This window comes from Sphingomonas sp. NPDC092440 (genome assembly GCF_044754985.1).
In the GTDB taxonomy this organism is placed as follows: domain Bacteria; phylum Pseudomonadota; class Alphaproteobacteria; order Sphingomonadales; family Sphingomonadaceae; genus Sphingomonas.
In genome coordinates this window covers 118,357-131,674 of the sequence record NZ_JBIVQA010000008.1, presented here as the reverse complement: position 1 = coordinate 131,674, position 13,318 = coordinate 118,357, and the positions used below count along the sequence as shown (strand labels likewise).

Here is a 13,318-nt window from a genome sequence, read left to right as displayed (position 1 = left end):
TGGGGAACATTGCCGTCACGTCCGGAGAAGGGGGATTTCTGTGCGCAACGAACCCGACGAAGATACGCGGTTGCGCACGATCGAGCGCCTTGCCTCCGAATACTTCAAGGATCCTACGAGGGCGCAGCATTGGCTCACGCAACCGCATATGATGCTGGATCTCGCAGCGCCGATCGAAGTCGCGAAGACAAAGGACGGCTTCGAGCGCGTCACCAGCCTGCCCGGTCGAGCGGCCTCAGGCGTGGCGGTTTGAGCGTGCGTGTGTTTTCGGCAGCATCGCGGTCGTCGCCATAAGGGTTCGAGCTGGCGTCACAGGTTTCACGACGGCCAATCACGCAACTCGAGCAGCAAAGCTGAACGCGCCGGTTTCTCTCAAATGACCAATAGGAATTCTATGGGCACGCCTCGCGCGCGAGCGTCATTCATCCCCACCCCGTGACCCGGAGAAGTTCGTTCCATGGCCTATGGTCCCGCCTGCCCAGCCTGCGGCAAGCTCATTCCGTTCTGGCGAGCGCAATGGCAAGTTGGATCAGCCTTTGCGTGCAAGCGTTGCAAGGAGATGCTCGAGGTCTCACAACTCCGCGCGTGGCTCATGGGCGTGTCGATGCTGCTGATCTTCTGGCAGCTTCGACCACATATGGGAGGCTCGCTTGGTGTTGGGGCGTTGATCCTCACAATGCTCGTGCTGGGTGCGCCGATCACCTATTTTTTGACTCGGCCTGCCAAAGTGTCCGGCACCAACCCACCCGGTCGCGCTTCCGACTAATGTCGCGTATTGCTCCATTCACTTGGGCGTGGACAACGTCGCAGGGAATGGTGGGCGCTGACGGGCTCGAACCGCCGACCCTCTCGGTGTAAACGAGATGCTCTACCAACTGAGCTAAGCGCCCCGGGCGTGATGCCGGTCCGGGTGCGATGCCAAAGCCGGAGCGCCGGAGCAAGCCCTCAAACGAGGCTCAGTCCCGCGCGGCGCACGGCGCTCACATAGTTGCGCATGCCGTGCTGCGCCTTGTCGCTCAGCACGATATAGGCGCGCCGCCGGTCGCCGGGGTCGGCCTCGCGCCGGAACAAGCCGGCGTCGTGCATCGTACCGATCCAGCGCAATGCCGTGGTGGGCGGAACGGCGGCCGCGATGCACAGGCTCGAGACCGAGACGCGGCGCCGCTCGATCCCCGCGGCGAACAGGTCCAGCAGCATGTCCCAGGCGGGATCGGCGAACAGATCGGACGCGAAATACTGGGCGCGCAACCGGCGCGCACGGATGACCGCGCGGATCTCGGCGGCGGCGATGTCCGGCATGGGCTCGTCCGGCCCGCGATATTCCATGTCGGGCGCCCGGATACCGGTCCGCCGCTCGATCTCGTCTTCCTCCGCGAAGTCGCCCCGGGTCAGGCGCGCGAGGACATCGGCGATGCGCGCGACCTCATCGTTGAGCCGGCGCAGGCGCACGACTTCGGAATCGCGAGTGACGTCCGCCCAGGAAAGCCGCGGCGACGCCTCTCCCTCGGCCCGTGCCAGCGCCAGCGCGGCGAGCAGCTCCCCGGCACCGGGATCGCAGAGCAGCTGGGTGCGCGGCGCGCCGAGCAGCCCCGCCGCAAGGTCGATCTGGTCTGCCGGGAAGATGGCGACCAGCGCCGGCCCCTCCGCCGCGTTCCGCATCGCCAGGCGATCGAGCAACGGCGCCGGCACGGCCTCGCCGCCGGCACGGGCGTCGAGCAGGATCAGGTCGAGCCGCGCCGTATCGAGCAACGGCAAGGCCGCCGCGAAACCGGCCTGGTCGCGCCGCCGGACCCCGATCGCGGCGAACGCTTCCACCACGTCCTTGTTCGCCGCCTCCGCGATCAGCAATGCGTTGACCGCCAGGTCATAGGGGGCGCCGGTGAGTTCGGGGGCCGCGGAAAGGTTCGCCATTGCCTTCTCGGAGTCGCTCCATGCCCCGGAGAGGCCCAACCTCCGAAACGGATGCTCGGTCCGCTCCATTCCGGAGCTGGTGGCAGGGCGCGGACGGGCGCAGGATTCATTGCCTGTCCGTTCCAAATCAGTCCATGACTGATCCGTCGGATTCGGCTGCAAATACTGCGGCTTCACTCTCGTCGCCGAGCAGCTCGCGCGTGGCGCTGGCGAGCAGGCCCGGCCCCAGCGCCAGCCCCACCGCGAAGAACACCGCCCCCACCACGCCGAACAGGATCTTGGCGGCGAGCGGCATGGCGAACTGCCTGGCAGCGAACGCCGCCGCCGCCGCGCGCACCTGCTCCCGGTCGCCATTGGCCTGGATCAGCGCGGCGAAATAATCGCCCATCGCCGCCCACATCACGATGCCGGTGGCGACGGCGAAGATCAGCCCGATCAGGAAATAGCAGGCGAAGAGCAGCCAGAAACGGCCGCGCGTCAGCTCCCAGGCCGCATCGATGCTCATCCGGCGGCGATGGAAGCTCAGCGGGAAGATCAGCGAGATGCGGACCTCCACCCAGACCACCGCGCAGAAAAAGGCGAGGAAGAGCAGGGCCGAGATCGCGCCGGCGGCCATCCCGTCGCCCAGCGTGAAACCGACGATCGTGATCAGCAGCAGCAACAGCAGTTCGCCGATCAGCACCGCGGCGAAGACGCCGATGCACACCAGGATCACCAGCCCGAGCATCCGGAACTCGTCCATGCCGAGCCGCATGAAGGCGAAGCCGCCCTCCTCCGGCCGCAGCATCGCGCGGAACACCGCGTTCATCAGCACCACGACGAGCAGCAGCAGGCAGAGATAGAGGAACAGCATCAGGCTGAACATCGGGCCGACCCAGACCGAAAGCGCGGCCCCGGCATCAGCGCTGGCCGGCATCATCGTGCCGAACATCAACAGCCCCATGACCAGCGAAATGACGAGCGAGCCGGCACAATAGGTGACCGCCCAGATCGCCACCGCACCCGGCCGCTCGCGCAACAGCCCGAACGCACCGCCCAGAATCGAACCAACGCTCGCCATCACAATCTCCCGGTTCGCCGGCGTCAGTCGAGGCTCTTCACGATCTCCTCGACCATCTTCTTCGCGTCGGCCAGCAGCATCATCGTGTTGTCGCGGTAGAACAGCTCGTTGTCCACGCCCGCATAGCCCACGCCGCCCATCGAGCGCTTGATGAACAGCACCGTCTTGGCCTTTTCGACGTCGAGCACCGGCATGCCGTAGATCGGCGAGGACTTGTCGGTCTTCGCCGCCGGGTTGGTCACGTCGTTGGCGCCGATGACGAAGGCGACGTCGGTCTGCGAGAACTCGCTGTTGATATCCTCCAGCTCGAACACTTCGTCATAGGGCACGTTCGCCTCGGCCAGCAGCACGTTCATATGGCCCGGCATGCGCCCCGCGACCGGATGGATCGCGTACTTCACCCGGACGCCATGCTCCTTCAGCTTGTCGGCCATCTCGCGCAGCGCGTGCTGTGCCTGGGCGACCGCCATGCCATAGCCCGGCACGATGATCACCTGCTCGGCCTGGCTCATCAGGAAGGCGGCGTCCTCGGCCGAGCCGCGCTTCCACGGCCGGTCGATCGCCGCCGCGCCCGCGCCGCCGCCATCGGCGGCACCGAAGCCGCCCGCGATCACGCTGATGAAGCTGCGGTTCATCGCGCGGCACATGATGTAGCTGAGGATCGCGCCCGAACTGCCGACCAGCGCGCCGGTGATGATCATCGCGCTGTTGTGCAGCGTGAAGCCCATCGCCGCCGCCGCCCAGCCCGAATAGCTGTTGAGCATCGAGACGACCACCGGCATGTCCGCGCCGCCGATCGGCACGATCAGCAGGAAGCCGATGACGAAGCTGAGCGCGGTCACGGTCCAGAACACCCAGGGGCTCTGGTCGGTCACGAAATAGGCGATCAGGCCGAGGATGCCGGCAAGCACGCCCAGATTGATGACGTGCCGCCCGGGCAACAGGATCGGCCTGCCCGACATGTTGCCGTTGAGCTTGAGGAAGGCGATCACCGAGCCCGAGAAGGTGATCGCGCCGATCGCCACGCCCAGGCCCATCTCGATCCGGCTGACGCTCAGGATCTCGCCGTCCGCGCCCAGGATCCCGAAGGCGCCGGGATTGAGGAACGCGGCGGCGGCAACCAGCACCGCCGCCATGCCGACCAGCGAGTGGAAGGCGGCGACGAGCTGCGGCATCGCGGTCATCGCGATCCGCCGCGCCGTGACGAAGCCGATCACGCCGCCGATCGCGATCGCCGCGCCCAGCTCGATCGGGCTGGCGATCTCATGGGTGATGAGCGTGGTGACGACGGCGATGGCCATGCCGAGCATGCCCAGCCGGTTGCCCCGCCGGCTGCTCGCCGGGCTGGACAGCCCGCGCAGCGCCAGGATGAAGCAGACGCCCGCCACCAGATAGGCGAAGGCGACCCAGGGATTGATTGCTGCCCCCTCGTGCATCGGCTCAGCCCTTCTTCTTGTACATGGCGAGCATGCGCTCGGTGACGGCGAAGCCGCCGAAGATGTTCACGGATGCCAGCGCCACGGCGACGAGGCCGAGCCATTTGGCGATCTCCGCCCCCGACGCCGCCGAGGCGATCAGCGCGCCGACGATGATCACCGACGAGATGGCATTGGTCACCGCCATCAGCGGCGTGTGCAGCGCCGGCGTGACCGACCAGACCACGTAATAGCCGACGAAGCACGCCAGCACGAAGATCGACAGGATCGAGATGAAGTCCATTTATTCCCCCAGTCCCAGCGCTTCGCGCGCGACGGTCAATGCCTCGCGATAGGCGTTCGCATGGGCGTGATAGCCAGCCGAACGCACGCAGGCGCCCGCATAGCCTGTGTTGCGGATCGGCACGTCGCCATAGATGACGGTGCCGCGGGCGGGCGGCGCGACCAATTGATGAAGCCGCGCATATTCCTGGTCGAGCAGCTCGATCTCCCGCACGCGATTGATCAGTCCGCAAGTGCGCGGCGCGGCGCCGTTTCGCGCCTTCAGCCCCCGCATAAGCGCCGAGCGTGCCAGCAACGGCCCCGCATCGGCGCGCGTGTGAATGTCGGACGACGATGATATGCCGAGCAGCGGCAGCAGAAGCGCCGCCGCGATCACCCGAGCAGCCTCTCGTGCACCACCTTGCCCCCCTGGGTCAGGCGGATGGCGTTGCCGATCTCCTCGTCGAGGATCGGCTTGCCCTGCTCCTTGTCCCAGAAGGCGGAGAGGAAGTTGAACAGGTTGCGCGCGAACAGCGCCGAGGCATCGGCGGCGAGGCGCGAGGGCACGTTCCGATGCCCGACGATCTTCACGCCGTGCCGCTCGACGATCTCGCCGGCGACCGCGCCCTCGACATTGCCGCCCGCCTCGACCGCGAGGTCGACGATCACGCTGCCCGGCTTCATCGTCGCGATCTGCGCGTCGCTGATCAGGCGCGGCGCGGGGCGTCCCGGGATCAGCGCGGTGGTGATCACGATGTCCTGCTTGGCGATGTGCGACGAGACCAGCTCGGCCTGGGCGGCCTTGTATTCGTCACTCATCTCGGTGGCGTAGCCGCCGGTGCCTTCGCCCTCGATGCCCTGCACCGCCTCCACGAAGATCGGCTTGGCGCCGAGCGACAGGATCTGCTCCCTGGTCGCCGCCCGCACGTCGGTCGCCGAGACCTGGGCGCCGAGGCGCCGCGCGGTCGCGATCGCCTGCAGCCCCGCCACGCCCACGCCCATCACGAAGACCTTGGCGGCCGAGACGGTGCCCGCCGCGGTCATCATCATCGGGAAGGCGCGGCCATATTCGGCCGCCGCGTCGAGCACCGCCTTGTAGCCCGACAGGTTCGACTGCGACGACAGGATGTCCATCGACTGCGCCCGGGTGATGCGCGGCATCAGCTCCATCGCCAGCGCCTCGAAGCCGCCGCTGGCATAGGCATCGACCCGCGCGCGCTCGCCAAAGGGATTGAGGCCGGCGACGATCCACGCGCCCGGCTTCGCGCCCGTCAGGCCCGCCGGGTCGGGGCCCTGCACGCCGAGCACGATGTCGGCGTCCTTCAGCGTCGCCGCACGGTCGCCGATGGCGGCGCCCATATCGGCATAAGCCTGGTCGGCGATCGAGGCCGTGTCGCCGGCGCCCTGCTCCACCGCCACCTGCGCGCCGAGAGCGACGAACTTCTTCACCGTTTCCGGAGTCGCGGAGACGCGCCGCTCGCCGGCGGCGGCCTCCTTCAGGACCGCGATCTTCACTTTGCGGAGATCAGGAAGACGACAAAGGCAGCGATCAGGGCCACGCCGATCGTGCCCCAGAACATCATCGCCTTGAAACCATTCCAGGTCTGCTCGTGCGCCTTGAGCTGTTCGGCGCTGTCGACCGTATCGACCATTCGTCTCTCCCCTTGAAACGCGAATTGGCCTGACCTTAGCCCCGGCCCTCCACCCGCTCAACCCTCGTGCCGCTACGTCAGGCTTAAGCCCGCCTTTACCCATCCGTTCTATGAGTGACGCCCTGAAACGGGACATTGGGGACAGAAAGAGCGATGACGCGCAACGGCCAGCGCCTCCTGATGCTGATCGACGACGAGCCGGCCCAGCGCCGCCTCGTCGCCGCCATTGCCGCACGCCGCGGCTGGCGCACCATCTTCGCGAGCGAGGCCGAGACCGGCATCGCCACGCTGGGCACCCCCGACGGGATGGCGCTCGACGCGATCCTGCTCGACCACAGCTCGCCCGACGCCGATGCGGCGGGGCTGATCGGCGAGCTGCGCACTCGCCGGCCGCAGCTGCCCATCCTGATGCTCACCGCCAACGGATCGGTGGCCAATGCCGTGAACGCGATGCGCTCGGGCGCGACCGACTTCCTGGTGAAGCCGCTCGCCGCCGAGCGGCTGCTCGCCGCGCTCGAGGCTGCGGTGGGCGGCAAGACCGCGGGCGAGCTGCGCCCGCTCACCGAGAAACTCTCCGCCCCGCTCGCCTTTGACGAGATCGTGGGCAGCGCCCCCCTGTTCCGCGCCGCGCTGGCGATCGCCGCCAAGGCTGCCCGTGCCCGCGTGCCCGTCCTGATCGAAGGCGAAAGCGGCGTCGGCAAGGAAGTGGTGGCCGAGGCGGTCCACGCCGCGTCCCCGCGCAGCAAGAAGGACATGGTCTGCGTCAATTGCGGCGCGATCCCCGCCAACCTGGTCGAGAGCGAGCTGTTCGGGCACGAGAAGGGCGCCTTCACCGGGGCGTTCGAGCGCAAGATCGGCCGCTTCGCCGACGCCGATGGCGGCACGCTGTTCCTCGACGAAGTGGGCGAGATGCCCCTCGATGCGCAGGTGAAGCTGCTGCGCGTGCTGCAGTCGGGCGAGATCCAGCCGATCGGCGCGCGGCACGCCCGCGAAGTCGATGTCCGCGTGATCGCGGCGACCAACAAGACGCTGCAGGCCGAAGTGGAGGCCGGGCGTTTCCGCGAGGACCTTTATTACCGCCTGAACGTCGTCCAGGTGACGATCCCGCCCCTGCGCGAGCGCATCGGCGACATCCCGGCGCTGGCCCGCCACCTGCTCGCCCGCATCGCCGAGCAGCCGGGCCTGCGCCCGCTCGGCATCACCGACGACGCGCTCCAGCTGCTGGGCAGCTATGACTGGCCGGGCAATGTCCGCCAGCTCCAGAACGCCCTGTTCCGCGCCGCCGTGCTCTGCGACGGCGACGGGCTCGCCCGTGCCGATTTCCCGCAGATCGCCCAGCTCGCCGCCGGACGGCCGGCGGCCAATGGCGCGCAGGTCCAGGGGGCGGGCAATGCTGGCGTCACCCTGTTCCGCCCCGACGGCAATCTGCGCGCGCTCGACGAGATCGAGGCCGATGTGATCCGCCTCGCCATCGGCCATTATCGCGGCCGGATGACCGAAGTCGCCCGGCGGCTGGGGATCGGCCGTTCGACCCTCTACCGCAAGCTCGGCGAGCTGGGGATCGACCAGAGCGCCGCCTGAGCCTAGGCTCGCCGCCATGCTGGCCGAGGCGCTCCGACTGCTCGAACAGGCCGCCGAACCCGGCGTGGCCGACGGGATGTCGCGCTTCGGCATCGCGACTGCAGACCGCGTCATCGGGATCAGGGTCGGCACCCTCCGCGGCATCGCCAAGGCGCTGGGGCGCGACCAGACGCTTGCCGAGCGGCTATGGGATGCCGGGGTATATGAAGCGCGGCTGCTCGCCTGCTTCGTCGGCGAACCCGGAGCGCTGAGCGCCGCGGGAATGGACCGCTGGGCTGCCGGGTTCGACAATTGGGCAACCTGCGACACCGCCTGTTTCGACCTGTTCGACAAGAGCCCGCTTGCCTGGGATGCCGTCCCCCGCTGGGCGGAGGACGAGCGCGAGTTCGTGCGCCGCGCCGCCTTCGCCCTGCTCGCCGGGCTGGCGCTGCACGCCAGGAAGCTCGGCGACGCCCGCTTCCGCGAAGCGCTGCCGCTGATCGAGGCGCATGCCGGGGATCCCCGCAACTTCGTCAAGAAGGGCGTGAGCTGGGCGCTGCGGGGGATCGGCATGCGCAACCCCACCCTCCACGCCGCCGCCAGCGAAATGGCCGAGCGGCTCGCCGCCTCGCCCCGGCCCGCCACGCGCTGGATCGGGCGGGACGCGGCGCGCGACCTGGCGCGGCCGGCGGCAAGGCGGAAGGCCGGACTCGCCTAGCGCATCAGCCAGTGCCAGAGCAGCCGGCCGGGCAGGAAGGCGAACATGCCCGGCAGCAGCAGCCCGGCCGAATAGAGCGTCCACATCAGCCGCTTGTGCTGGGCGATCCGGCCCATGCGGGCGGCGCGGATGGCGCGGAACAGGGCGAGGAAGACCAGGGGCACGAACAGATGGATCAGGCTGAACTGGCCATGGTTGATCGTACGGATGAACACCGCCGAGCCCGCCGCCGTCAGCATCAGCACCGCCCAGATCCGGCCGAGCAGCCGGTGCGTCGCATCGCCCTTGCGGGCCAGCAGCACCCATAGCCCCAGCGGGATCGCCGGCAGCACCGTGGCGAGATGAACGAGGATCGCCACCTGCTTCGCTTCATAGGTCGACGGCGTCAGCCCGAGCAGCACCCGGCCGACCGCGATCATGGTGGCGCCGGCCAGCGCGGCGGCGCCGACGAGCAGCGCGCCCTTGGCGGCGCGCGGCAGATCGATCGCGGCTTCTTCCCGAACAATTGTGGCCATTGCCTGTCTCCCGACGCTATTGACCCGGGCAGATTGGCGACTGGCCGACCGCCCGCAATCGGGGCTACGTGGGCCGGCGAGATGCTTCGCCGACGGGTGGCGGCGCACAGGGCGCGGCCATTTGGCGAAGCGCGAACGGGACGGGAAAGGCACGGTTTGGGCGGCACGCGGCGGATCCTGATCGACTGCACGATCATCTTCGGCGTGGGGCTGGTGCTGGCGCTGGTCGGGCCGTTCGGCAGCTTCGCGGCGCCGTTCGGGCTGCGGCTGCTCTACTGGCTGGCGATGAGCTATGCCGGCTATTTCCTCTATTTCCCCGCCATGGCGGGAGCGACCGCGCTCGCCCCCCGGCTGGAGCTGCCCGAGCCCGCGCTCTGGGCCGCCGCCTGCCTGCTCGCCACCCTGCCGATGACGGCGGTCACCTGGCTCGCCAACTTCCTCTGGCACGCCCCGCGCTGGCCGACGATCGAAGAGGCGCTCGCCCAGTATCTCAACGTGCTCGTGCTGGGCGCGCTCGTCTGCGCGCTCTTCTGGTTCGCCCGGCAGCGGCACCGGGTCGAGGCCGCAACCGAAACCGGAGCCGAGCCGGCCGCGGAGCCCGGCCCGGCGGCGCTGCCCCGGCTGGTCGACCGGCTGCCCCCGCACCTGCGCGCCCTGCCGATCGCGCTGGAGATGGAGGACCATTATGTCCGCGTCCACACCCCGCGGGGCTCCACCCTGTTGCTGATGCGCCTGCGCGACGCGGTCGCCGAGCTGGACGGCACTCCCGGCGCGCTGGTCCATCGCAGCTGGTGGGTGGCGCGCGGCGCCGTCCAGGGCGTGCGGCGCGAGGGGCGCAACCTCCGCCTTCAGCTCGCCGGCGGGATCGAGGCGCCGGTCGCCCGCGCCCAGGCACCGGCGCTCGAGGAACAGGGCTGGTTCTAGGTCGGGGCAATATTCTCCAGCATCATTCCCGCCATCCCTCCAACCGCCATCCCCGCGCAGGCGGGGATCACGAATATGGTTTCAAAGGCTTGTCTGGGTTTTCAACCTAACGGACCGCCACCAGCCTCGCCTTCGACAGATGCCAGCGGCTGTCGGCGGGATTGTCGCTCACGCCTGCGGCCACGCGGTGGAGCGTGTAGCTGCCCCGGAAATGCTGGCGCCGGCCGTTCTTGAGCGCGGCGCGGACATCGACCGGCACTTCGATCCAGCGCTGGCTCATCCCGGCATCGGCGTTGCGGGGCGCCCCCGTCACCACCCGGCTGTGCGCCGTCGCGGCAAAGCCCTGGCGGAAATCCGCATAGCTCTTGCCGCTCGCCCTGCCGCCATCGTCCCAGGCCGCATAGGCGGCGCGGAAATCGCCGCGCTCGATCGCGGCATAATAATTCTCCACCGTCCGGCGCGCGGCGGCGGGAGTCCCTGCGTCCTGGGCATGCGCCGTCACCGGAGCGGCGAGCGTGAAGGCAAGGGCAAAGACCGGGGCAATCCGCATGGGCTTCTCTCCTTCTAGCGCGCGATCAGCGCCGCATCGCGCAGGCCGCGCCACACCCGTAACGCCTGAACCGTCTCGACGACGTCATGCACCCGGATCAATTGCACCCCCGCCTCGGCACCCTTCAGCGCGAGCGCCAGGCTGCCGCCGAGCCGCTGGTCGGCCGGCGCCTCGTTCGCGAGCGCGCCGATCATCCGCTTGCGGCTGGCCCCCAGCACGATGGCGCAGCCCAGGCCGTGGAACAGCGCGAGCCCGTTGATCAGCGCGAGATTGTCCTGAAGCGACTTGCCGAAGCCGATGCCCGGATCGACCAGGATCCGTGCGCGATCGACGCCCGCGGCGCCAACTTCCTCGACCCGCCGCTCCAGCCAGTCGTACACGTCGAGCAGCACGTCGCCATAGCCTTCGCCGCCATGCGGGCCCTTTTGCGGCTCGGGCGAGTGCATCAGCACCACCGGGCAGCCGGCCGCCGCCACCACTTCGAGCGCGCCGGGATCGTAGAGCAGGGCGGCGACGTCGTTGACGAGATGCGCGCCCGCCTGGAGCGCGGCGGCCATCACCGCGGCCCGGCGCGTGTCGACCGAGATCGCCGCGCCGCCGCGCGCGAGCAGGCGGATCACGGGAACGACGCGCTCGATCTCCTCGCCTTCCCACACCTCCGCCGCGCCGGGCCGCGTCGATTCGCCGCCGATGTCGAGGATCGCGGCACCGGCCGCCGCCATGCCGACGCCCGCGCTCGCGGCGGCATCGGCGTCCTGCATGTGCGCGCCGGCATCGGAGAAGCTGTCCGGCGTGCGGTTGAGGATCGCCATCACCTGGGGCTGGTCGAGCCGCACCACCCGCTCGCCGAGCGTCAACGGCGCGCGCGGCGCGGCGATACGCCGGAGGATCGCGGCGATGCGCGGATCCTCCGGCAGATCGGCGACGGAGACAGTGCGCTGGAGGACGCGGCTGCCGTTATCGCGGGCGATCAGCTCGAAGGCCGAGCACCAGCTGAGCCCCCCGGCGAGGCGGAACACCTCGCCATCGCGGTTCACCGGCGTGTCGGCGAGCTGGACCGGGCGCAGATAGAGCCGCGCGGAGGAGGGCAGGTCGAGGGTCATGGGGCGCGGAAAGTCACAAGAGTCGCGACCTCTGCGCACGCGGCTGTCCCGGCGCTTGCGCGAGATGCAAGGGCGCGCCCGATGCGGCAGGGCATTGCGGAGGAAGGGGGTTGGCTGGCCATGGACCACCCGTCCCAGACGATATCCTATTTTGGAAGAGGCAAAGCGCAGCCGCCACCCGCTCGCCACCCTGAACTTGCCTGGCGATTGCCCGCAAAGGACGGGAACGCCCTGTTCCGTCATCCCCGCGAAGGCGGGGATGACGGCTATGGGGAACGCCGTGCCTCAAGGGGACAATCGCCAACTTGCTTCAGGGTCCCCCCACGGGGCGATGCCGTCGCTTGTGGCGCCCCAGCCGAACCCCGGATCAGCTCCGGGGGCCGCAGGACGGCCTGGGGAGGTGCGCGGCCTCCCCCTCCCAATTACGGCTGGGTCGCCAGCAGATAGGTCTGGCGCAGCGCGTCGATCGGCTTGAGGCCGTCGGCGGCTTCATAGTTCCAGAAGGTCCAGCCATTGCACGATGGCGCGTTCTGCAGCGTCGCGCCGAGCTTGTGGATCGAGCCGCTCTGGCTGTCGCAGCTCAGCGAGCCGTCGGCACCGACCACCGCCCGCCAGCGGCGCTTGCCGTCGGTGAGCACGGTGCCGGGGGCGAGATAGCCGTTCTCGACCAGCTGGCCGAAGGCGACGCGCGGCTGGCTCTTGGGCGCCTGCATCGTCTTCAGCGCCGATTCGTCGAGCGGCAACGCCGCTTCGATGCGCTCCTGCGCCGCCTCGACATAGGCGCTCTCGCGCTCGATGCCGATCCAGCGCCGGCCGAGCCGCTTGGCGACCGCGCCGGTGGTGCCGGTGCCGAAAAAGGGATCGAGCACCACGTCGCCCGGCTTGGTGCTGGCGAGCATGATCCGGTAGAGCAGCGCCTCGGGCTTCTGGGTCGGGTGGACCTTGGTGCCGCCCTTCTTCAGCCGCTCCTGGCCGCCGCAGATCGGGAATTCCCAGTCCGAACGCATCTGGATTTCGTCGTTGAGCGTCTTCATCGAGCGATAGTTGAAGGTGTATTTCGCCTTCTCGCCGGTGCTCGCCCAGATCAGCGTCTCGTGCGCGTTGGTGAAGCGCGTGCCCTTGAAATTGGGCATCGGGTTGGCCTTGCGCCAGATGATGTCGTTGAGGATCCAGAAACCGAGGTCCTGGATCGCCGAGCCCACCTTGAAGATGTTGTGATAGCTGCCGATCACCCAGATCGTGCCGTCGTCCTTCAGGATGCGGCGCGCCTCGGCCAGCCATTCGCGAGTGAACGCGTCATAGGCGGCGAGGCTGTCGAACTTGTCCCAGGAATCGGTGACCGCATCGACATGGCTGCCGTCAGGCCGGTTGAGGTCGCCGCCGAGCTGGAGATTGTAGGGCGGATCGGCGAAGATGCAGTCGATCGACTTGGCCGGCAGCGCGCGCATGGCCTCGATGCAGTCCTGCTGCAGGATCGTGTCATAGGGCAATACGTCGACCCAGCTACGCGCCGTTGCCGGCTTGAGCCTGCCCTTTTCGAGAACCCCCATTAACCTCTTTCCCCTTGTTGGAGAGGCGGTTTCTGTCGCGGAACGACCATCCGTCAAGCACAGATTAGTTAACGAAAA

At 68.8% G+C, this 13,318-nt stretch carries 16 protein-coding genes and 1 tRNA gene; 5 read left to right on the top strand and 12 right to left on the bottom strand.

Annotation, left to right across the window (positions count from 1 at the left end; all coding sequences use genetic code 11):
• Positions 1-40: 40 nt before the first annotated feature.
• The gene (locus tag ACIQCS_RS15260) at positions 41-253 is read left to right on the top strand and encodes an MbcA/ParS/Xre antitoxin family protein (RefSeq protein WP_345849188.1); all 213 of its coding nucleotides are present in this window, start codon (positions 41-43) and stop codon (positions 251-253) included.
• 204 nt (positions 254-457) lie between these two features.
• Positions 458-766 (top strand): hypothetical protein, encoded by a 309-nt coding sequence (locus ACIQCS_RS15255; protein ID WP_345849189.1) that lies wholly within the window; start codon positions 458-460, stop codon positions 764-766.
• Positions 767-814: 48 nt separating this feature from the next.
• Here the strand turns inward: ACIQCS_RS15255 and ACIQCS_RS15250 are convergent.
• From ACIQCS_RS15250 to ACIQCS_RS15215, 8 genes are all read right to left on the bottom strand, one after another.
• Positions 815-890, bottom strand: a tRNA-Val gene (locus ACIQCS_RS15250).
• A gap of 55 nt (positions 891-945) precedes the next feature.
• Entirely contained in the window at positions 946-1,911 is a 966-nt protein-coding gene (locus ACIQCS_RS15245; protein WP_345849191.1) for a hypothetical protein, read from the bottom strand.
• Positions 1,912-2,038: 127 nt separating this feature from the next.
• Positions 2,039-2,971, bottom strand: a complete 933-nt coding sequence (locus ACIQCS_RS15240) for a hypothetical protein (protein WP_345849192.1) — start codon at positions 2,969-2,971, stop codon at positions 2,039-2,041.
• A 23-nt stretch (positions 2,972-2,994) separates the two neighbouring features.
• A complete protein-coding gene (locus ACIQCS_RS15235) occupies positions 2,995-4,407 on the bottom strand; it encodes an NAD(P)(+) transhydrogenase (Re/Si-specific) subunit beta (RefSeq protein WP_345849193.1) in 1,413 nt (470 codons plus the stop codon).
• Between the two features lie 4 nt (positions 4,408-4,411).
• A complete protein-coding gene (locus tag ACIQCS_RS15230) occupies positions 4,412-4,690 on the bottom strand; it encodes an NAD(P) transhydrogenase subunit alpha (RefSeq protein ID WP_086127554.1) in 279 nt (92 codons plus the stop codon).
• Positions 4,691-5,065, bottom strand: a complete 375-nt coding sequence (locus tag ACIQCS_RS15225; protein WP_345849194.1) for a hypothetical protein — start codon at positions 5,063-5,065, stop codon at positions 4,691-4,693.
• Entirely contained in the window at positions 5,062-6,183 is a 1,122-nt protein-coding gene (locus ACIQCS_RS15220) for an NAD(P) transhydrogenase subunit alpha (RefSeq protein WP_345849195.1), read from the bottom strand. Before ACIQCS_RS15220 ends, ACIQCS_RS15225 begins: the two co-directional genes overlap by 4 nt.
• Positions 6,180-6,320: an aa3-type cytochrome c oxidase subunit IV gene (locus tag ACIQCS_RS15215; RefSeq protein ID WP_280280780.1), complete on the bottom strand. Its 141-nt coding sequence runs from the start codon at positions 6,318-6,320 to the stop codon at positions 6,180-6,182. Before ACIQCS_RS15215 ends, ACIQCS_RS15220 begins: the two co-directional genes overlap by 4 nt.
• Before the next feature lie 153 nt (positions 6,321-6,473).
• Between ACIQCS_RS15215 and ACIQCS_RS15210 the strand changes: the two genes are divergently transcribed.
• Both ACIQCS_RS15210 and ACIQCS_RS15205 read left to right on the top strand, forming a co-directional pair.
• On the top strand, positions 6,474-7,901 hold the full coding sequence (locus ACIQCS_RS15210) for a sigma-54 dependent transcriptional regulator (protein ID WP_345849197.1): 1,428 nt from the start codon (positions 6,474-6,476) through the stop codon (positions 7,899-7,901).
• Between the two features lie 16 nt (positions 7,902-7,917).
• Positions 7,918-8,598, top strand: coding sequence for a DNA alkylation repair protein (locus ACIQCS_RS15205; protein WP_345849198.1), 681 nt, complete (start codon positions 7,918-7,920; stop codon positions 8,596-8,598).
• Here the strand turns inward: ACIQCS_RS15205 and ACIQCS_RS15200 are convergent.
• On the bottom strand, positions 8,595-9,113 hold the full coding sequence (locus ACIQCS_RS15200) for a DUF2306 domain-containing protein (protein WP_345849199.1): 519 nt from the start codon (positions 9,111-9,113) through the stop codon (positions 8,595-8,597). The two genes, ACIQCS_RS15205 and ACIQCS_RS15200, sit on opposite strands and share 4 nt — an antisense overlap.
• A 156-nt stretch (positions 9,114-9,269) precedes the next feature.
• On the opposite strand from ACIQCS_RS15200, the gene ACIQCS_RS15195 reads away from it, so the two are divergent.
• The gene (locus ACIQCS_RS15195; RefSeq protein ID WP_345849200.1) at positions 9,270-10,037 is read left to right on the top strand and encodes a LytTR family DNA-binding domain-containing protein; all 768 of its coding nucleotides are present in this window, start codon (positions 9,270-9,272) and stop codon (positions 10,035-10,037) included.
• 106 nt (positions 10,038-10,143) lie between these two features.
• Here ACIQCS_RS15195 and ACIQCS_RS15190 read toward each other — a convergent pair whose 3' ends face one another.
• From ACIQCS_RS15190 to ACIQCS_RS15180, 3 genes are all read right to left on the bottom strand, one after another.
• Positions 10,144-10,587, bottom strand: a complete 444-nt coding sequence (locus ACIQCS_RS15190; protein ID WP_345849201.1) for a hypothetical protein — start codon at positions 10,585-10,587, stop codon at positions 10,144-10,146.
• A gap of 14 nt (positions 10,588-10,601) precedes the next feature.
• The gene (gene folP / locus ACIQCS_RS15185; RefSeq protein ID WP_345849203.1) at positions 10,602-11,690 is read right to left on the bottom strand and encodes a dihydropteroate synthase; all 1,089 of its coding nucleotides are present in this window, start codon (positions 11,688-11,690) and stop codon (positions 10,602-10,604) included.
• Between the two features lie 422 nt (positions 11,691-12,112).
• Positions 12,113-13,240 (bottom strand): site-specific DNA-methyltransferase, encoded by a 1,128-nt coding sequence (locus ACIQCS_RS15180; RefSeq protein WP_345849204.1) that lies wholly within the window; start codon positions 13,238-13,240, stop codon positions 12,113-12,115.
• Between the last annotated feature and the right edge of the window lie 78 nt (positions 13,241-13,318).

Excerpts from the sequence above, each read along its gene's own strand:
- ACIQCS_RS15255 (WP_345849189.1), top strand. The coding sequence starts at position 458 with ATGGCCTATGGTCCCGCCTGCCCAGCCTGCGGCAAGCTCATTCCGTTC.
- ACIQCS_RS15245 (WP_345849191.1), bottom strand. The coding sequence starts at position 1,911 with ATGGCGAACCTTTCCGCGGCCCCCGAACTCACCGGCGCCCCCTATGAC.
- ACIQCS_RS15240 (WP_345849192.1), bottom strand. The coding sequence starts at position 2,971 with ATGGCGAGCGTTGGTTCGATTCTGGGCGGTGCGTTCGGGCTGTTGCGC.
- ACIQCS_RS15235 (WP_345849193.1), bottom strand. The coding sequence starts at position 4,407 with ATGCACGAGGGGGCAGCAATCAATCCCTGGGTCGCCTTCGCCTATCTG.
- ACIQCS_RS15230 (WP_086127554.1), bottom strand. The coding sequence starts at position 4,690 with ATGGACTTCATCTCGATCCTGTCGATCTTCGTGCTGGCGTGCTTCGTC.
- ACIQCS_RS15215 (WP_280280780.1), bottom strand. The coding sequence starts at position 6,320 with ATGGTCGATACGGTCGACAGCGCCGAACAGCTCAAGGCGCACGAGCAG.
- ACIQCS_RS15210 (WP_345849197.1), top strand. The coding sequence starts at position 6,474 with ATGACGCGCAACGGCCAGCGCCTCCTGATGCTGATCGACGACGAGCCG.
- ACIQCS_RS15205 (WP_345849198.1), top strand. The coding sequence starts at position 7,918 with ATGCTGGCCGAGGCGCTCCGACTGCTCGAACAGGCCGCCGAACCCGGC.
- ACIQCS_RS15200 (WP_345849199.1), bottom strand. The coding sequence starts at position 9,113 with ATGGCCACAATTGTTCGGGAAGAAGCCGCGATCGATCTGCCGCGCGCC.
- ACIQCS_RS15190 (WP_345849201.1), bottom strand. The coding sequence starts at position 10,587 with ATGCGGATTGCCCCGGTCTTTGCCCTTGCCTTCACGCTCGCCGCTCCG.
- folP (WP_345849203.1), bottom strand. The coding sequence starts at position 11,690 with ATGACCCTCGACCTGCCCTCCTCCGCGCGGCTCTATCTGCGCCCGGTC.
- ACIQCS_RS15180 (WP_345849204.1), bottom strand. The coding sequence starts at position 13,240 with ATGGGGGTTCTCGAAAAGGGCAGGCTCAAGCCGGCAACGGCGCGTAGC.